The 17,052-nt window shown below is 59.0% G+C and carries 18 protein-coding genes; 5 read left to right on the forward strand and 13 right to left on the reverse strand.

Translation table 11 applies throughout. From position 1 onward, the window contains the following. Nucleotides 1-81: 81 nt before the first annotated feature. Genes ntrC through dusB form a run of 3 tightly spaced genes read right to left on the reverse strand, consistent with a single transcriptional unit; the run spans nucleotide 82 to nucleotide 3,661 of the window. Nucleotides 82-1,533 (reverse strand): nitrogen regulation protein NR(I), encoded by a 1,452-nt coding sequence (gene ntrC, locus AC1DCP_RS07445; protein ID WP_003512914.1) that lies wholly within the window; start codon nucleotides 1,531-1,533, stop codon nucleotides 82-84. Further along, the gene (locus AC1DCP_RS07450; protein ID WP_003512904.1) at nucleotides 1,530-2,678 is read right to left on the reverse strand and encodes a two-component system sensor histidine kinase NtrB; all 1,149 of its coding nucleotides are present in this window, start codon (nucleotides 2,676-2,678) and stop codon (nucleotides 1,530-1,532) included. The genes ntrC and AC1DCP_RS07450 overlap by 4 nt, the downstream gene beginning before the upstream one ends. Next, nucleotides 2,675-3,661, reverse strand: coding sequence for a tRNA dihydrouridine synthase DusB (dusB, locus tag AC1DCP_RS07455; RefSeq protein WP_371414565.1), 987 nt, complete (start codon nucleotides 3,659-3,661; stop codon nucleotides 2,675-2,677). The genes AC1DCP_RS07450 and dusB overlap by 4 nt, the downstream gene beginning before the upstream one ends. 305 nt (nucleotides 3,662-3,966) lie before the next feature. On the opposite strand from dusB, the gene AC1DCP_RS07460 reads away from it, so the two are divergent. Then, a complete protein-coding gene (locus tag AC1DCP_RS07460; RefSeq protein WP_065688271.1) occupies nucleotides 3,967-5,154 on the forward strand; it encodes a bifunctional 2-C-methyl-D-erythritol 4-phosphate cytidylyltransferase/2-C-methyl-D-erythritol 2,4-cyclodiphosphate synthase in 1,188 nt (395 codons plus the stop codon). After that, on the forward strand, nucleotides 5,151-5,660 hold the full coding sequence (locus AC1DCP_RS07465) for a CinA family protein (protein ID WP_019565546.1): 510 nt from the start codon (nucleotides 5,151-5,153) through the stop codon (nucleotides 5,658-5,660). The genes AC1DCP_RS07460 and AC1DCP_RS07465 overlap by 4 nt, the downstream gene beginning before the upstream one ends. Here the strand turns inward: AC1DCP_RS07465 and AC1DCP_RS07470 are convergent. Then, the gene (locus AC1DCP_RS07470) at nucleotides 5,642-6,097 is read right to left on the reverse strand and encodes a type II toxin-antitoxin system RatA family toxin (protein ID WP_003512897.1); all 456 of its coding nucleotides are present in this window, start codon (nucleotides 6,095-6,097) and stop codon (nucleotides 5,642-5,644) included. The two genes, AC1DCP_RS07465 and AC1DCP_RS07470, sit on opposite strands and share 19 nt — an antisense overlap. Nucleotides 6,098-6,106: 9 nt before the next feature. Beyond that, entirely contained in the window at nucleotides 6,107-6,676 is a 570-nt protein-coding gene (locus tag AC1DCP_RS07475) for a P-loop NTPase family protein (protein ID WP_065657942.1), read from the reverse strand. Between the two features lie 248 nt (nucleotides 6,677-6,924). Between AC1DCP_RS07475 and AC1DCP_RS07480 the strand changes: the two genes are divergently transcribed. The 3 genes from AC1DCP_RS07480 (at nucleotide 6,925) to AC1DCP_RS07490 (ending at nucleotide 8,975) form a co-directional block, all read left to right on the forward strand. Then, nucleotides 6,925-7,101 carry a hypothetical protein gene (locus tag AC1DCP_RS07480; RefSeq protein ID WP_003512893.1) on the forward strand — a complete coding sequence of 59 codons (177 nt, stop codon included), beginning with the start codon at nucleotides 6,925-6,927 and terminating at the stop codon, nucleotides 7,099-7,101. A gap of 114 nt (nucleotides 7,102-7,215) precedes the next feature. After that, nucleotides 7,216-7,950 (forward strand): helix-turn-helix transcriptional regulator, encoded by a 735-nt coding sequence (locus AC1DCP_RS07485; protein ID WP_025593361.1) that lies wholly within the window; start codon nucleotides 7,216-7,218, stop codon nucleotides 7,948-7,950. 95 nt (nucleotides 7,951-8,045) lie between these two features. Beyond that, nucleotides 8,046-8,975, forward strand: coding sequence for a DMT family transporter (locus AC1DCP_RS07490; RefSeq protein ID WP_065688270.1), 930 nt, complete (start codon nucleotides 8,046-8,048; stop codon nucleotides 8,973-8,975). 78 nt (nucleotides 8,976-9,053) lie between these two features. Here the strand turns inward: AC1DCP_RS07490 and lipA are convergent, their stop codons facing one another. From lipA to AC1DCP_RS07530, 8 genes are all read right to left on the reverse strand, one after another. Beyond that, entirely contained in the window at nucleotides 9,054-10,025 is a 972-nt protein-coding gene (gene lipA, locus AC1DCP_RS07495; protein WP_065688311.1) for a lipoyl synthase, read from the reverse strand. 104 nt (nucleotides 10,026-10,129) lie between these two features. Then, nucleotides 10,130-10,378 (reverse strand): GlsB/YeaQ/YmgE family stress response membrane protein, encoded by a 249-nt coding sequence (locus AC1DCP_RS07500; protein ID WP_003512885.1) that lies wholly within the window; start codon nucleotides 10,376-10,378, stop codon nucleotides 10,130-10,132. Nucleotides 10,379-10,459: 81 nt separating this feature from the next. Beyond that, entirely contained in the window at nucleotides 10,460-11,905 is a 1,446-nt protein-coding gene (gene lpdA, locus AC1DCP_RS07505; RefSeq protein ID WP_065657945.1) for a dihydrolipoyl dehydrogenase, read from the reverse strand. A 58-nt stretch (nucleotides 11,906-11,963) separates the two neighbouring features. Continuing rightward, complete coding sequence (locus AC1DCP_RS07510) at nucleotides 11,964-12,608, reverse strand: SGNH/GDSL hydrolase family protein (protein WP_003512881.1); 645 nt, start codon at nucleotides 12,606-12,608, stop codon at nucleotides 11,964-11,966. Nucleotides 12,609-12,620: 12 nt separating this feature from the next. Continuing rightward, nucleotides 12,621-13,991, reverse strand: coding sequence for a pyruvate dehydrogenase complex dihydrolipoamide acetyltransferase (locus AC1DCP_RS07515; protein ID WP_065688268.1), 1,371 nt, complete (start codon nucleotides 13,989-13,991; stop codon nucleotides 12,621-12,623). A gap of 14 nt (nucleotides 13,992-14,005) precedes the next feature. Continuing rightward, nucleotides 14,006-15,427: a pyruvate dehydrogenase complex E1 component subunit beta gene (locus AC1DCP_RS07520; protein ID WP_003512876.1), complete on the reverse strand. Its 1,422-nt coding sequence runs from the start codon at nucleotides 15,425-15,427 to the stop codon at nucleotides 14,006-14,008. A gap of 17 nt (nucleotides 15,428-15,444) precedes the next feature. Next, nucleotides 15,445-16,488 (reverse strand): pyruvate dehydrogenase (acetyl-transferring) E1 component subunit alpha, encoded by a 1,044-nt coding sequence (gene pdhA / locus AC1DCP_RS07525; protein WP_065688267.1) that lies wholly within the window; start codon nucleotides 16,486-16,488, stop codon nucleotides 15,445-15,447. Nucleotides 16,489-16,641: 153 nt separating this feature from the next. Continuing rightward, entirely contained in the window at nucleotides 16,642-16,959 is a 318-nt protein-coding gene (locus AC1DCP_RS07530; protein WP_003512872.1) for an FtsB family cell division protein, read from the reverse strand. Nucleotides 16,960-17,052 lie beyond the last annotated feature (93 nt).

Genomic DNA, 17,052 nt, shown 5'->3' on the forward strand with positions numbered 1-17,052 from the left:
CGAATCTCTCTCCATCCTAGTGTTTTCCAAGCAACACAATGTGGCGAAAATGCAACGACAACCGCGGCCTTGTCAACATTCTCAGCTGGGCCGGGAGCTGCGATACACGGAAACGCCAAGCTCGCGAATCTTCTTGCGCAGCGTATTGCGGTTGAGGCCAAGAAGATCGGCAGCCTTGATCTGGTTACCGCGCGTCGCCGTCAGGGCGGCGAGAATGAGCGGATATTCCAGTTCGCGCAGAACACGGTCGTAGAGACCCGGCGGCGGCAGGCCTTCGCCGAAACTTGCGAAATAATCCCGCATGTTTTCCTCGACCGCCTGCGAAATGGTCAACGAGCCGGTGCGGACCGCCATCTTGTCGAGCGGGCTGTCTGGAACATCCGACTGCAATTCCTGCTCGATGATCTCGCGGGTGATGACTTCCTGCGGATAAAGCGCCATCAGGCGACGGATCAGGTTTTCGAGTTCGCGCACGTTGCCGGGCCAGGCATAGGCCTTCATGACTTCCAGCGCCTCGGTCTCGAAACGCTTTCCTTCCAGCCCCTCCTTCTCACCCGTCTGGATGAAATGGCGCACCAAATCGGGAATATCCTCAGCGCGGTCGCGCAGCGGCGGCAGCCGCAGCGGCACGACGTTCAGGCGGTAATAGAGGTCTTCGCGGAAAAGGCCCTGATTGATCGACTGCTTCAGGTCCTTGTTGGTGGCGGCGACGATGCGAACATCGGTCCTGATCGGCGTGCGTCCGCCCACCGTCGTATATTCGCCCTGCTGCAATACGCGCAGCAGCCGCGTCTGGGCGTCCATTGGCATATCGCCGATTTCGTCGAGAAACAGCGTGCCGCCTTCGGCCTGTTCGAAACGGCCGGTCGAGCGGTTCTGCGCGCCGGTGAAGGCGCCCTTCTCATGGCCGAACAGTTCCGATTCGATCAGATCACGCGGAATTGCCGCCATGTTGATGGCGACGAAGGGGCCGTTGCGGCGCTTGCCGTAATCATGCAGCGCGCGCGCCACCAGTTCCTTGCCGGTGCCGGATTCGCCGGTAATCATCAGCGTCAGGTCGGTCTGCATCAGGCGGGCGAGAACCCGGTAGATTTCCTGCATGGCGGCCGAGCGGCCGACGAGCGGCATGCCGTCCTGCATATCGTCGTCCAGTTTGGCGGGCTTGCGCTTCGGCTCCGACAAGGCGCGGCCGATGATGGCAATCAGCTCCGTCAGGTCGAAGGGCTTGGGCAGGTAATCGTAAGCGCCCTTTTCCGAGGCCTTGATCGCGGTCATGAAAGTGTTTTGGGCACTCATCACCAGAACCGGCAGGTCCGGGCGGGCCTTCTTGATGCGCGGAAGCAGATCGAAGGCGTTTTCATCGGGCATCACGACATCGGTAACGACCAGATCGCCCTCGCCGGCAGAAACCCAGCGCCAGAGCGTTGCGGCATTGGACGTGATGCGCACATCGTAACCGGCACGGCTGAGCGCCTGATTAAGCACGGTGCGGATCGCGGCATCATCATCGGCGACGAGGATAGTAGCTGTCATCTGTCATTTCCTGTCGAGTTCGGCAAGATGCGGTCGTCCAGCGCCACTTCAGGCGAGACGGGCATCAATACGCGGAAAGTCGTGCGATGGTTCTGGCTGTCGCATTCGACGATGCCGCCATGGGCGCCGATCAGTTTGGCGACAAGCGCCAGACCCAGGCCCGAACCATTCGTCTTGGTGGTAATGAAGGGGTCGAAGAGATGCGGCAGGAGATCGGCCGGCACTCCCGGCCCATTGTCATGGACGCAAAACTCAAGCGGCAGCGAGATGCGTTCGCGGCTGCCTGCCACGGACATGCGCATGCCGGGACGATATGCCGTCGTCAGCACGATCTCGCCCTCCGACTGATTTCCGACGGCTTCCGCCGCGTTTTTCACCAGATTGAGAAAGACCTGCACCAGCTGGTCGCGGTTGGCATAGACCGCCGGCAGCGATGGATCATAATTCTCGGAAATCTTGATGTTGCGGGCAAAGCCAGCCTTGGCTATAGCCTTCACATGGTCGAGCACCGAATGGATGTTGACCGGCACGCGGTCCACCGGACGCTCGTCGGAAAACACTTCCATGCGGTCAACCAGCGAGACGATACGATCGGTCTCATCGCAGATCAACCGCGTCAGTGCACGGTCCTCATCGGCAACCGATGTCTCGAGAAGCTGCGCGGCACCACGAATGCCCGAAAGCGGGTTCTTGATCTCATGCGCCAGCATCGAGGCAAGGCCGGTGACAGAGCGTGCAGCAGCCCGATGGGTCAATTGCCGGTCGATCTTGTCAGCCATCGACCGTTCCTGGAAGACGACGACAACAGACCCCGGCTCGCTGACAACAGGCGCGACATAGAGATCGACGAGCTTGTCCTGTCCAAGCCGGGGGGAGCTCAGATCGACCCGATATTCATTTACCGGCGCGCGGCGTTCCCGCACCTGATCGATCAGCGCAAGCAGCGGACTGCCGAAGGGAATGAAGGTGGAGACGCGGTAGCGGGCGAGATGGGAGGCGCTGGCCCCGAAAAAAGCTTCTGCTTCCCAATTGGCAAAAGCGATGAAACCTTCGGCATCCACCAGAATAACGGGATTCTGCACCGCGTTCAGAACCGCCATGGCGAGCGGATTCGCATCTGCCGGGCTGTGTTTATCAGCGCTCATGCGGCCTTCCTTGCGGCTTCTTCGCCCGCATTGTCGCAAAGGGCGGAGCGCAGCAGATCAGCCACTTCCCCCGTATCACGCGATGTCATGATTTTAGCCTTGTCGGTGGTGGCGATCTCCGTCGCGAAACGGTCGAGATACCAGCCCAGATGTTTGCGGGCATGCCGAAGACCGGCTTCCCTTCCATAAAATTCGAGCATCATGTCGTAATGTTCGACGGCGATATCGGCAATATCGGCGCGTTGCGGCGCTGCATGTCCGGCCAGTACCGCCGGCAGCCAGGGTTGACCCTGTGCACCGCGACCGACCATAACGGCATCCGCGCCGGAACGGCTGAGGATTTCACGCGCATCTTCAGCGGTCTCGACATCGCCATTGGCGATCAGCGGCACGGAAATCACCTCGCGCACGGCGCGAATGGCATCCCAGTTCGCCCGTCCTTCGTAAAACTGCATGCGGGTGCGGCCGTGAATGGTAATGAGCTGGATGCCAGCGGCTTGAGCGCGGCGAGCAATTTCGGGTGCATTGATGGTGTTTTCATCCCAGCCGAGCCGCATCTTCAGCGTCACGGGCACATCGACCGCGCCGACGGTCGCCTCGATCAATGACAGCGCATGATCAGGATCCCGCATCAAGGCCGAACCGGAGTAACCGCCCGTCACCTTCTTGGCCGGACAACCCATATTTATGTCGATGATGCCAGCGCCATTGTCAGCCGCAATTTTTGCCGCTTCCGCCATAAAATGCGCTTCGCGTCCGGCGAGCTGCACCATATGCGGAACCATCCCGGCATTTTTCAGCCGCGCCCAGGATTCCCCACGATTGGCGACAAGTTCCCGGCTTGCGACCATTTCAGTCACCACAAGGCCCGCGCCGTAACGCCAGGCGAGCTGACGGAAAGGCAAATCTGTCACGCCCGACATAGGCGCCAGCACTGCGCGATTACGGATCGCGACTGAGCCGATGCTGAACGGGACTGACAACTCCGGAAGGGGCAAGTGATGATCTTTCGTGCAGAAGAGTTATATGCATTATTTTTAGACAGTGTTTGCGCAGTTGCCAAGCACTTTTACAGGGTTGCACCTTTTATTTGCGCGTGGCCTGCCTGCCTGTTTTGCTGGCGGCGGCAATTTGTGCAGGTTTGAACAAACGGGATGACCGATCCTGCGGCATGTGGGTGCGGGTGGGCGGCTTATCGGGCTGGCCATTCGGGTTTTGAAACGCTAGAGCAGGACTGTCAACCATTAAGGGTTGCGCACAAAGCATAAGACCAATGCAGGAAAGTACTATGAAACTCGGCATCGTCGTTGTCGCCGCAGGACGCGGAGAAAGAGCCGGCTCCCCCGAGGAAGGGCCGAAACAATATCGCCCGATCGGTGGCAAGGCCGTGATCGAGCATACATTGTCGACCTTTCTTGCCTGGGCAGACACATCCCCTATCGTGGTCGTTATCCATGCCGACGATGCGGCACTCCTGTCACCAATCCTTGAACGGCTGAATGCCGGAAAGCGGATCGTCACCGTCACGGGCGGCGCAACCCGGCAGCAATCGGTGCTCGCTGGTCTGGAAGCGCTGGCCGCGCAAGACCTCACACATGTGATGATCCACGATGCCGTGCGGCCTTTCATCGCCGTTGACATGCTGGAACGCATCGTGGCGCTGCACAAGGCGGGCGCTGTCGGCGTTCTGCCTGCCCTGCCCGTCACTGATACGCTGAAGCGTGGCGCAGGCGATTCTGTCGCGGAGACGGTTTCAAGGCAGGGTCTTTATGCGGCGCAGACACCGCAAAGCTTCAGCTATGACGAAATCCTCGCCGCGCATCGCGCTGCTGCCACATCTGGAAAAACCGACTTTACCGATGACGCCTCGATCGCCGAGTGGGCAAGTCTGCCTGTGACGCTGACCGAAGGCTCGGTCGACAATGTGAAACTCACTCTCAAGCGGGATATCGCCATGGCCGATGAAAAGCTCTCCTACGGACTGCCTGACGTGCGCACCGGCAATGGTTACGACGTGCACCAGCTGGAAGCAGGAGACGGTGTGACACTGTGCGGCGTCTTCATCGAACACGACCAGAAACTCAAAGGCCATTCGGATGCCGATGTGGCGCTGCATGCGCTGACGGATGCCCTGCTCGCCACCTGCGGCGCTGGCGACATAGGCGATCACTTCCCGCCTTCCGATCCGCAATGGAAGGGTGCCGCTTCGCGCATCTTCCTCGAACACGCGGCCAAGGTAGTCCGCGGCAATGGCGGCACGATCATGAATGCCGATGTCTCGCTGATTGCCGAAGCGCCGCGCATCGGACCGCATCGGCAGGCCATGCGTGAGGCGCTTTCCGACATTCTCGGCATCGCGCTGGAGCGCTGCTCGGTCAAGGCTACCACCAACGAGACGATCGGCTTCGTCGGCCGCCGCGAAGGTATTGCTGCGATTGCCACTGCCACTGTGGTCTACAAGGGCAGACCGCTATGAGCCTGTTTCCTGCGGATATAGAAGAACTGGCGCGGCGGATCATTTCTGACTTTACCGCCGGCGGCTTCATGGTCTCGACGGCGGAAAGCTGTACGGGCGGCCTGATTGCTGGTTCGCTGACGGAAATCGCCGGCTCTTCTGCCGTCGTCGATCGCGGCTTCGTCACCTACACGAACCAGGCCAAGATGGACATGCTTGGGGTTGGAACTGAGACGCTGGCGAATTTCGGCGCCGTATCCCGACAGACCGCGCTGCAAATGGCGCATGGCGCGCTATTTCGTTCCCGGGCGGATTTTGCCGTAGCCGTGACCGGCATTGCCGGTCCGGGCGGAGGTTCGGTTGAAAAACCGGTGGGGCTGGTGCATCTGGCCGCCAGGGCGCGCAGCGGTAAAATCCTGCACCATGAAATGCACTACGGAGAGATCGGGCGAACGGAAATCCGTCTTGCGACCGTCAGGACGGCGCTCGAGATGCTGATTACCCTCAATCAGGCCGGGTCCGCGTAGATTTTATCGGCGCGGGTCTCGAAGGCTTCGGCGAACATGCGGAAGGCCCTGTCGAACATCGATCCCATGACCGCACCGAGCAGCCGGTTCTTGAATTCATACTCGATGAAAAAATGAATGGCCGAGCCGCCCTCTGCGGAGGCTTCAAAACGCCAGCGATTGTCGAGATATTTGAACGGGCCGTCGATATATTTCACGTCGATAGCGCGCTCTGCCGGGTTCAGCAGCACCTGCGTGGTAAAGGTCTCGCGAATGGCCTTGTAGCCCACCGTCATATCAGCCACCAGCAGGGTCTTGCCGTCCCGCTCCTTGCGCGAGCGGATGACCAGCGCTTCGCAAAGCGGCAGAAACTGCGGATACTTCTCCACATCGGCGACGAGGTCGTACATGCGATCGGGTGAATGTTTTACAAGGCGATGCGTTTCGAACTGTGGCATGAGCGGGAGTTAATCCTCGATAACAAGAAGATCAAGAAGGCGGCGAAGTTGTTTTCGGCTTTTAAGCTGGAATACCGGCACGTTGGGACCATAAAGCGCGAAATTCTGCTCGAAGATCGGAGCGTGTCGGCGTTCGAAATTCCAGATATAGCGCAGGAAATCGAGATCCAGTCTTTCGGGGCAGCCTTCAGCCATTTCAGGACGCGCCTTGCCATACCCCTTGGCAATCCGGGTGATGGCGCCCCAAAGGCAAAGCCAACGCGGCATGCGCACCCAAAGGACGATGTCGGATCTCGGCAGACGCATGTCGAAAGACGATGGATTGCTGCCGTCCATCAGCCACCGGTCTTTGGTGACGATGGCGGCGATCCTTTGCCGCTGTTCTTGGCGCGGGCGTGCCTGCCAGCCGGGCAACCAGAAAATATCGCGATCCATGGAAATGTATTCAAATCCAAAGCGTCTTACGAGCTTCCGGGAAAGCGTCGATTTTCCGCCTCCGGAGCAACCGACGACCGAAATACGCTGCGCAGATGCGATAATCGCAGCCGCGTCCTCCACGTTTTCAAGATAGTTCGGCATCGAATAAACCTCGTCTTCGCCACCATGCCATTTTTAAATAGCGCGGCTATTACTCTGCGGCGGCATGGCCGCGGCGTCCGATGTTACGGAAATTTAACTATTGCAACCCCCTCGCAGGGATTGCTATTTATTTGCGACTAATATTACACCCATGGGATGCAACGGCGCTGGAACCTCCCATTTTCACCGCGCTTATTCATCCCTGGGTTCACACCCACATAACCCGCTTTGAGCCACTGAGTGAGCCGATGGACGATTTTTCCAACATCATCAACCTTCTCGAATCCGCCAAGCAACTTGCATCGATGAACGAAATGCCGATGCTTGCCTATCTCATCGACGTTGCGAAATGCGAGGCGAGAGAGAACAAGCCGGTTTTGCGCAAGCGCAAACGCGGCGAATCGACCGCCAAGGAAGAATGTTAGACGCCGGCTCGATAAAGCCGGCTGGCCCAATCTTCAAGACGATGTCATAATCAGGACTGAATCCGGCCGCTTTTTGAGGCGGCCGTTTCTTTGCACGATGGAAATGACAATCTCATGATCGCCGCATCCGCCGATATCAGAACCTATACGCAGGAAAGACCGAAGGAACGGCACGGCTTCGTGCAGATCGTTCTTCCGGTCTCGGGATGTCTGCGGATCGATGTAGCAGGGCTACAGGACGAATTGTCCACCGGGCGCGCGGTCTTCATTCATCCCAACACATCGCACACACAGGAAGCGACGACGATCAACCGGTCGCTGGTGGTCGATATCGACGAAACTGCTGTTCCCGAACAGGTGCTGGAGAGATTTGTCCACAAGCCGTTTCTAGATATCGCACGGGATACACGGCAGCTGATCGCTTACATGCGCGGCGTCATCGGATCGGATGGGCCGCGTGAGGATATTGCCAACCTCTGGGCACCACTCCTGATCGACAGCCTTGCGACTGAAAAGACCGATATCCGCCACCGCCTGCATGCGCTGGGCGAGATCGTCAGAGCGGAGCCATTTTTCCCCTGGACCATCGAGACGCTCGCATCCTGCGCCGCGATCAGCGATAGCCGCCTGCATGCGCTGTTTCTGGAAGAGTTCAGCCTCCCTCCTCACCGCTGGCTTGCAGAGCTGCGCATGGACAAGGTCTGCGCATTGCTGCGCCACTCCACATTGCCGATTGCGGAAATTGCCTTGCGGGCCGGCTTTTCCGACCAGACGGCACTGACGCGCGCCATGCGCAACGCGATGGGCAAAACGCCTGCCGCTTATCGCCGGGCCTTCGGAATTCACTGAAAGCACAGCACCTCTCCTCTCAGGAGTTTTTGTCAAGACAGCCGTACGTGGCTGTGGCACATCGCGGGCAATCGTGAATGCGGATGTGACATGACATGAACAAGACAAGCCTCGGTGTTATCTACGGCATGATGGCGGGCGCTCTCTGGGGTGCGATCTTTCTCGCCCCGAAACTCGTACCGGATTTTTCCGCCCTGCAACTGTCGACGGCCCGTTACCTGACCTACGGGCTGATTTCGCTCATCATCATCGGACCGCGCCTGAAACGGGTATCGGCCCATTTCGGTGCGCGCGAATGGATCGCGCTCGGCTGGCTGAGCATGATCGGAAACATCGCCTATTATGTCTTCATATCAACGGCGGTGAAACTGAGCGGCGTTGCCTTCACGTCCATCATCATCGGCTTCCTGCCGGTTGCCGTCACCATCATCGGCACGCGCGATCATGGCGCGGTATCGCTCAAGCGTCTGTGGCCGTCGCTCGCCTTTGGCGCAATCGGCATTATCGGCATATCCTGGCAGTCGCTGACGGAAAGCGATGCGGGGCTGGATGTATCCCGCCTGATCGGGCTGGCCTGTGCGCTTGGCGCGCTCGCCTCATGGACGGCCTTTGCGGTTGGCAATGCCCGCTGGCTGTCACGCCTTCACGATGTCAGCGCCGACGACTGGAACATGATGACGGGTGTGGTGACCGGAGGGCTGGCGCTGGCGCTCGCCATACCGGCCTTTGCTTTCGGCGGGGAAGGCCATAGCTCCGAGGACTGGCTGCATTTTGCGGCCATCGCCGCCGGTCTCGGTTTCACCGCATCCATTCTCGGAAATGCTCTCTGGAACCGCATGAGCCGCCTGCTGCCGCTCACCATGGTTGGGCAGATGATCCTGTTCGAGACGCTCTTTGCCTTGCTCTATGGTTTCCTCTGGGAAGGTCGTGGGCCAACAATCGTCGAAGTCCTGGCGATTTCCTCAGTCGTGCTGAGCGTCATCCTGTGCATGCGCGCGCATCGGCCGGAGAAGGTTGTGGCCTGACTTCAGGTGAAAGCCGCAACGTCATCCTCGGGACAAGCCCAAGGATGACGTGTGAGAGAAATTGCCCGCCCCGCCCACTTACTCCGCAGCGGCCAGAATCTTCTTCTCGCGGGCTGCGCGCAGGCGTGCAAAATCGTCGCCCGCATGGTGAGAAGAACGCGTCAGCGGGCTGGAGGAGACCATCAGGAAGCCCTTGGTATAGGCGACCGTCTCATAGGATTTGAATTCCTCCGGCGTGACGTAAGCCTCGACCTTGTGGTGCTTGCGGGTCGGCTGCAGATACTGGCCGATAGTCAGGAAGTCCACGTCAGCACTGCGCAGATCGTCCATCAACTGCAGCACTTCGTTGCGCTCTTCGCCAAGGCCGACCATGATACCTGATTTGGTGAACATGGTGGGGTCCAGTTCCTTGACGCGCTGCAACAGGCGCACGGAATGGAAATAACGCGCACCGGGGCGAACCGTGAGGTAATTGCCGGGAACGGTTTCCATATTGTGGTTGAAGACATCGGGCTTCGCCGCGACGACACGCTCCAGCGCGCCGGGCTTCTTCAGGAAGTCCGGGGTCAGAATTTCGATGGTGGTGTTGGGAGACGCAGCGCGGATCGCCCAGATCACCTTTTCGAAGTGCTCCGCGCCGCCATCAGCGAGATCGTCGCGGTCGACCGAGGTAATGACGACGTGGCTGAGTCCCATCTGCTTGACGGCCTTGGCGACGTTTTCCGGCTCGTCCATGTCAAGCGCATTGGGCTTGCCGGTCGCGACGTTGCAGAAGGCGCAGGCGCGGGTGCAGATCTCACCCATGATCATGAAGGTCGCGTGTTTCTTGTCCCAGCATTCGCCGATATTTGGACAGCCGGCTTCCTCGCACACCGTCACAAGCTTGTGACTGCGCACCAGTTCGCGCGTCTCGTGGTAGCCCTTGGATGTCGGCGCCTTGACGCGGATCCATTCCGGCTTGCGCATGACCTCGGTATCAGGCCGATGGGCCTTTTCCGGGTGGCGGATACGCTTTTCTTCGGACGAAGTCCTGTCGAGAATAGTGACCATAAGAAACCTGTTTCTATCGCTTGCCGCGATCATCACATTTATTGACGCGATGCTTTAGAACAATTCCAGAAAAAGCGTAAGCCCCTTCCGGGCACGAAGCCTAGTCAGCGCCGTACCAGCTTAGCCATGAACAACAACAGGCTGGCGCCGATGAAGGACGTTACGAAATAACCGAGCCTGCTGTCCTGCACGAAAACGTCGAAGGTTCTCAGCACCGCAACGGCAACCACCGAACCGACGATGCCGAGAACGATATTCATGAAGATGCCGAAACGCATATCCATGAGTTTGCCGGCGAGCCAGCCGGCAAGACCGCCGATGATGATTGCCGCAATCCAGCCGATATTTTCCATTCCCGCGCTCCCTTATAGAACCAGCGTTGAGACATATGGGACACCCGGCATGGTTAGACAATGCCGGGCATCACGGGGCACTCATGCGTTCAGCACACGTCCGTAGGCGTCGAGCACGCTTTCCTTCATCGACTCGGAAATGGTCGGATGCGGGAAGATCGTGTGCATCAGTTCCTCTTCGGTGGTCTCGAGGTTCATGGCGACCACGAAGCCCTGAATGAGTTCGGTGACTTCCGCACCAACCATGTGCGCGCCGATCAACTCGCCTGTCTTCTTGTCGAAGATGGTCTTGACCATGCCCTGATCTTCACCGAGCGCCACGGCCTTGCCGTTGGCCGCAAAGGAGAAGCGGCCGACGCGAATATCGCGGCCCAGTTCCTTCGCCTTGGCTTCGGTGAGACCAACAGAGGCGACCTGTGGGTTGCAATAGGTGCAGCCGGGGATCTTGAGCTTGTCCATCGGGTGAACATTCGGCAGACCGGCGATCTTTTCAACGCAGATCACGGCCTCATGCTCGGCCTTGTGGGCGAGCAGCGGCGGGCCGGCGACATCGCCGATGGCGTAGACGCCAGGCACGTTGGTCTTGCCGTAACCGTCGATGACGATGAAGCCGCGATCGGTCTTCACGCCGACGGCCTCAAGGCCGATGCCTTCGATGTTGGCGACGACGCCGACAGCCGAAATCATCCGGTCAGCGGTGATCTTCTCGGACGAACCGTCCTTCTTCTCGAGCGTCGCAGTAACCGAATTAGCAGCCTTCTCGACCTTGGCAACCTTGGTTTCCAGATGGAACTTGATGCCCTGCTTCTCCAGCTGCTTCTTGGCGAAGGCAGAGATCTCCGCATCTTCGACCGGCATCACCTGGCTCATGATTTCAACGACGGTAACGTCGACACCCATGGTGCGGTAGAAGCTGGCGAATTCGATGCCGATGGCGCCGGAACCCATGACGAGCAGCGACTTCGGCAGTTCTTCCGGCTTCATCGCCTCGAAATAGGTCCAGATCAGCTTGCCATCCGGTTCGATGCCTGGAAGCGAGCGCGGGCGGGCGCCTGTGGCGACGATGATGTGCTTGGCGGTATAGGTGCCCTCGCCCAGCGTGTTCTTCGGAACCGGGCCCATCGGTTCGACGGGCTTCTTCTGGGTCTTGGAAACTACGATTTCACCGGGCTTGGTGATCTTGGCCTCGCCCCAGATGATATCGACCTTGTTCTTCTTGAACAGGAAACCGACGCCGTTGTTCATGCGGTGCGCGATGCCGCGCGAACGATCAACGATCGCCTTGACATCAGGCTTGATCGAGCCTTCGAGCGTCAGGCCGTAATCCTTGGCGTGCTGAGCCGTATGCAAGACATCGGCAGTGCGCAGCAGCGCCTTGGTGGGAATGCAGCCCCAGTTGGAGCAGATGCCTGCAAGGTGCTCGCGCTCGACCACGGCAACCTTCATGCCGAGCTGGGCTGCGCGAATCGCGGCAATATAACCGCCCGGTCCCGAACCGATGATGATGACGTCATAAGATTGAGCCATAGGTATCCTGCCTTGTCCTATCGGGTCACGGCATGCCGTTCCGAAACGAGAATTGTTGTCAAAGTCCGAGCATCATGCGAACGACGGGCTCCAGCCCGCGCCCGATGGCCCGCGTGTTTTCAGCATCGAGATGAACGCCGTCTACGGGCGTCGTGCGGGCAACTGACCCCGCATCGAAAAATCCGCAATCGAGATCGTCGGCCAAATCCCGGTAGACCGGCGCGAGCATCGCCGATTCATCGATCGCATCGCGAAAGATAGCGCCCATCACGGGGTTGGCCGTTTCGCACAGTTGCGGCGGCGCGACGATCAGAACATCCGGCGCTTCCCAGTCCGGCACCTGCCAGACATGGTTGCGCACCAGTTTGACCAGCCGCTCCACACCCTTCATCGCGACGATGGCCGAGCCATGAATCGACGGTTTCAAGTCGTTGGTGCCGAGCATGATGATGACCAGATCAAGCGGCGCGTGGCTGTGCAGAAGCGTCGGCAAGAGCCTTGCGCCGTTGCGATCGCAATCAGCGGTATGATCATCATAGGCGGTGGTTCGTCCACCCAGCCCTTCGTGAATCACCTTCACATCAGGCCCGAGCGCCTTTTGCAAGACGCTCGGCCAAAGATCGTCATGGCTGTGCCGGCCACCCGTTTCCGCATCTGATCCCCATGTCAGGGAATCGCCAAAGCAGAGGACCGACTTCACCATCTCACTCTCCGATCAAACCAGCATGCCCATCGGGTTTTCGATGTAGCGCTTGAAGGCGCCGATCAGTTCGGCTCCGAGCGCGCCATCGACGCAACGGTGGTCGGTAGAGAGCGTAACCGTCATGACATTGGCGATCTTGATCTCGCCGTTCTTCACGACAGCGCGCTCTTCACCCGCGCCGACTGCCAGAATGGTGGCGTGCGGCGGGTTGATGACGGCGGAGAAGCTCTTGACGCCCATCATGCCCATGTTGGACACGGCCGTCGTGCCGCCCTGATACTCCTCGGGCTTCAGCTTGCGCTCCTTGGCGCGCTTGCCGTAGTCCTTCATCTCGTTGGAGATGGTGGAGAGCGACTTCTCTTCCGCCTTGCGGATGATCGGCGTGATCAGGCCACCCGGAATGGAAACGGCAACGCCGACATCCGAATGCTTGTGCTTGACCATGTTGCTTTCCGTCCAGGAGACGTTGGCATCAGGCACATCGCGCAGCGCGAGAGCCAGCGCCTTGATGACCATGTCGTTTACCGAAAGCTTGTAGGCGGGCTTGCCGTCCTTTTCGGGAGCGGCGGCGTTGAGCTGGGCGCGCAGCGCCAGAAGCGTATCCAGTTCGCAATCCACGGAAACGTAGAAATGCGGAACGGTCTGCTTGGATTCGACCAGACGCTTGGCGATGACCTTGCGCATGCCGTCATGCGGCACCAGTTCGTAAGAACCGGGTTCGAACAGCTTGAGAACAGCTTCTTCGGACGGGCCCTTGGCAAGTGCGGCAGCCGGTGCGCCTGCGGATGCTGCGGCGGCAGGAGCTGCCTTCGCACCACCAGAAGCGGCGGCCTTTTCTACGTCTGTCTTGACGATACGGCCATGCGGGCCTGAACCGGACACGGCCGTGAGGTCGAGACCGGCTTCCTTTGCGAGACGACGGGCAAGCGGCGAAGCGAAGATGCGCTCGCCGGATTTTGCAACCGGCGCCGGGGTGGAAGGTGCGGAGGCCTGGTCGGCAGCTGGCTTTTCAGCCTTGGCCGTGGCGGCTTCTTCCTTTGGCGCTTCAGCCTTCGCAGCTTCCTGCTTCGGAGCCTCGGCTTTGGCCTGGGACGCGGCAGGAGCAGCATTGCCGCCCTTTGCTGCCTCAGCCACATCCTCGCCATCGGCGGCGAGGATAGCGATCAGGGCGTTGACCTTGACCGCTTCCGTGCCTGCGGGAACCACGAGCTTGGCGACCGTGCCCTCATCGACGGCTTCCACTTCCATGGTTGCCTTGTCGGTCTCGATCTCGGCGATCACGTCACCGGGTGCGACCTTGTCGCCTTCCTTGACCAGCCACTTGGCCAGATTGCCCTCTTCCATGGTGGGAGAAAGGGCAGGCATGGTGATGTTTATCGGCATCGAAACGCCTCCCCTTACTTGTAGCAGACGGTTTTGACAGCCTGAACGACTTCATCGACGTTCGGCAAAGCCAGCTTTTCGAGGTTTGCCGCGTAAGGCATCGGAACGTCTTTGCCGGCAATCGTCAGGATCGGCGCATCGAGATAATCGAAAGCGGCACGCATGACCTGGTTGGCGATGAAGTCACCAACCGATGACTGCGGGAAGCCTTCCTCGACGGTGACCAGACGACCGGTCTTCTTGACCGATTCGATGACGGTGGGCAGATCCATCGGACGGATGGTGCGAAGGTCGATCAGTTCGACGTCGATGCCGAGCTTTTCGAGTTCCGCAACAGCCTTGATTGCGTAGGTCATGCCGATGCCGAAGGAAACGATCGTCGCATCCTTGCCCTTGCGGTGAATGCGCGCCTTGCCGATCGGCAGCACGAAATCGTCGAGCTTCGGCACTTCGAAGCTCTGGCCGTAGAGAATTTCATTCTCAAGGAAGATGACCGGGTTCGGGTCACGGATGGCTGCCTTCAGGAGACCCTTGGCGTCCGCTGCCGTGTAGGGCATGACGACCTTGAGGCCCGGAATATGGCTGTACCATGCGGCGTAACATTGCGAGTGCTGAGCGCCAACGCGGGCAGCAGCACCCGAGGGGCCACGGAACACCATCGGCGCACCCATCTGGCCGCCCGACATGTAAAGCGTCTTCGCAGCCGAGTTGACGATCTGGTCGATCGCCTGCATGGCGAAGTTGAAGGTCATGAATTCGACGATGGGCCGCAGGCCCGTCATTGCCGCACCGACGCCGATACCGGCAAAACCGTGCTCGGTGATCGGGGTGTCGATAACGCGGCGTTCGCCGAATTCCTGCAACAGGCCTTGGGTAATCTTGTAAGCGCCCTGATATTCGGCGACTTCCTCACCCATGACGAAGACTTTTTCGTCGGCGCGCATTTCTTCGGCCATGGCGTCGCGCAGCGCTTCACGCACCGTCGTCATCACCATTTCGGTGCCTTCAGGAATATCTGGATCGGCAGCGACTTCGATCTTAGGTGCTGCCGGAACCTTTGCGGCTTCCTTGGCAGCGCTCGGCTCCTCGGATGCTTCGCGGGTCTTGCCGCCTGCGGCATCCGAATCGGAATTTGCAGCTTCGGCCTTCGGCTCTTCCTTCTTGGCGGAAGAAGAGATGTCGGCAGCGCTTTCGCCTTCCTGGATGAGAACGGCGATCGGCGTGTTGACCTTGACGCCTTCGGTGCCGGCGTCGATCAGCAGCTTGCCGATAACACCTTCATCCACAGCTTCCACTTCCATGGTCGCCTTGTCGGTTTCGATCTCGGCAATCACGTCGCCGGATGTGACCTTGTCGCCTTCCTTTTTAAGCCATTTGGAAAGCGTGCCTTCCTCCATGGTCGGGGAAAGGGCGGGCATAAGAATTTCTACTGGCATGGGTTTCCCTTTCCCGATCAGAGCAGAATGTCGGTGTAGAGCTCGGATACATCCGGCTCTGGGTCGTTCTGGGCGAAGTCTGCGCTATCGGCGACAATATCACGGACATCCTTGTCGACGGCCTTCAACTCGTCTTCGCTTGCCCAGCCCTGCTCCAGAAGCCGTGCCTTGACCTGCTCAATCGGGTCATGTTCGGAGCGCATCTTCTGCACTTCGTCTTTCGAACGGTATTTCGCCGGGTCGGACATGGAGTGACCACGGTAACGGTAGGTCAGCATTTCCAGAATGATCGGGCCCTTGCCAGAGCGGCAATGTTCCAGCGCCTGATCGGCGGCGGCCTTTACGGCGCGCACATCCATGCCATCCACCTGAATGCCGGGAATGCCGAAGGACTGGCCGCGCAGCGAATAGTTCGACTGGGCGGTGGCGCGGGCGGTCGAGGTGCCCATGGCGTAACGGTTGTTTTCAACGATATAGATGATCGGCAGTTTCCAGAGAGCGGCCATGTTGAAGCTCTCGTATACCTGACCCTGGTTGGCGGCGCCGTCACCGAAATAGGTCACGGAGACATTGTCGTTGCCGCGATATTTATTGGCGAAGGCAAGACCGGTTCCGAGCGAAACCTGCGCACCGACGATGCCGTGGCCGCCGTAGAAATGTTTCTCCTTGGAGAACATGTGCATCGAGCCGCCCTTGCCTTTCGACAGGCCGCCCTTGCGGCCGGTCAACTCAGCCATGACGCCACGCGCGCTCATGCCCAGAGCCAACATATGGCCGTGGTCACGGTAAGCGGTGATGACCTGATCGCCTTCCTTCTGAGACATCTGCATGCCGACAACAACGGCTTCCTGACCGATGTAGAGGTGACAGAAACCACCGATGAAGCCCATGCCGTAAAGCTGGCCGGCCTTTTCCTCGAAGCGACGGATGAGAAGCATCTCACGATAGGCGTGAAGCTCTTCTTCCTTCGAAAAGTCCGGGCTGTTCTTACCGGTGAATTCGCCTGCAGCCTTTGCCGTTGTCTTTCGGCCGGATACGGACGCGGTTTTTCGCGGCGCCATTCATCCCTCCCTGAGTTGTCGTTTGAATGGATAGATTGGCGCGTACCATATGCAAGAAAATGCCATGCAGCAATGCTTTAAACGCATGGCACATATTCATGCTAAAGTGCTGTGAATAAATCACAAATCATTAATTAACTTGATTTCGGTTAATTAGAAGTAGGTGTTCATGATGACAATTTCGTCCGTACGGGACATATTCAACTGATAACGGGAAATCTCGTCAATCATGTCACGTTCGAGAGAACCGTCGCTCAATAATTCGACCTGCCGCTCCAGCGCAACGCGCGCCTGCGTCAGCTTGGCAAGCTCTGCCGTTCTGGCAATACGCTGCCGCTCCAGCCGCTCCGTCGCCTGAAGGCCGAAGTCGCCGTGGATGGAATGATACCCGAAATAGGAAAGAAAAGCGATCGTAATGGCCGGAACGATCAAACGGCCGAATCGTCTCTTTTTATGATGTCTGGTCCACATGCCGGAGAGAAGCCTTAAAACGCATAATGTGAGTCTCGAGACTAATGCGGATTGTTTAACTATCCGTTGACCTTAAATTCCGTACGGCTGATA

The sequence above is a fragment of the Agrobacterium sp. 10T429 genome (assembly GCF_056393925.1).

Coding starts and splice junctions, on each gene's coding strand:
- pdhA (WP_065688267.1), bottom strand. CDS start 16,488: ATGGCGCCGCGAAAAACCGCGTCCGTATCCGGCCGAAAGACAACGGCA.
- AC1DCP_RS07450 (WP_003512904.1), bottom strand. CDS start 2,678: ATGAGCGCTGATAAACACAGCCCGGCAGATGCGAATCCGCTCGCCATG.
- AC1DCP_RS07510 (WP_003512881.1), bottom strand. CDS start 12,608: ATGGTGAAGTCGGTCCTCTGCTTTGGCGATTCCCTGACATGGGGATCA.
- AC1DCP_RS07475 (WP_065657942.1), bottom strand. CDS start 6,676: ATGCCGAACTATCTTGAAAACGTGGAGGACGCGGCTGCGATTATCGCA.
- lipA (WP_065688311.1), bottom strand. CDS start 10,025: ATGGTCACTATTCTCGACAGGACTTCGTCCGAAGAAAAGCGTATCCGC.
- AC1DCP_RS07470 (WP_003512897.1), bottom strand. CDS start 6,097: ATGCCACAGTTCGAAACGCATCGCCTTGTAAAACATTCACCCGATCGC.
- AC1DCP_RS07465 (WP_019565546.1), top strand. CDS start 5,151: ATGAGCCTGTTTCCTGCGGATATAGAAGAACTGGCGCGGCGGATCATT.
- AC1DCP_RS07460 (WP_065688271.1), top strand. CDS start 3,967: ATGAAACTCGGCATCGTCGTTGTCGCCGCAGGACGCGGAGAAAGAGCC.
- AC1DCP_RS07500 (WP_003512885.1), bottom strand. CDS start 10,378: ATGGAAAATATCGGCTGGATTGCGGCAATCATCATCGGCGGTCTTGCC.
- lpdA (WP_065657945.1), bottom strand. CDS start 11,905: ATGGCTCAATCTTATGACGTCATCATCATCGGTTCGGGACCGGGCGGT.
- AC1DCP_RS07515 (WP_065688268.1), bottom strand. CDS start 13,991: ATGCCGATAAACATCACCATGCCTGCCCTTTCTCCCACCATGGAAGAG.
- AC1DCP_RS07520 (WP_003512876.1), bottom strand. CDS start 15,427: ATGCCAGTAGAAATTCTTATGCCCGCCCTTTCCCCGACCATGGAGGAA.
- AC1DCP_RS07480 (WP_003512893.1), top strand. CDS start 6,925: ATGGACGATTTTTCCAACATCATCAACCTTCTCGAATCCGCCAAGCAA.
- ntrC (WP_003512914.1), bottom strand. CDS start 1,533: ATGACAGCTACTATCCTCGTCGCCGATGATGATGCCGCGATCCGCACC.
- AC1DCP_RS07530 (WP_003512872.1), bottom strand. CDS start 16,959: ATGTGGACCAGACATCATAAAAAGAGACGATTCGGCCGTTTGATCGTT.
- AC1DCP_RS07490 (WP_065688270.1), top strand. CDS start 8,046: ATGAACAAGACAAGCCTCGGTGTTATCTACGGCATGATGGCGGGCGCT.
- AC1DCP_RS07485 (WP_025593361.1), top strand. CDS start 7,216: ATGATCGCCGCATCCGCCGATATCAGAACCTATACGCAGGAAAGACCG.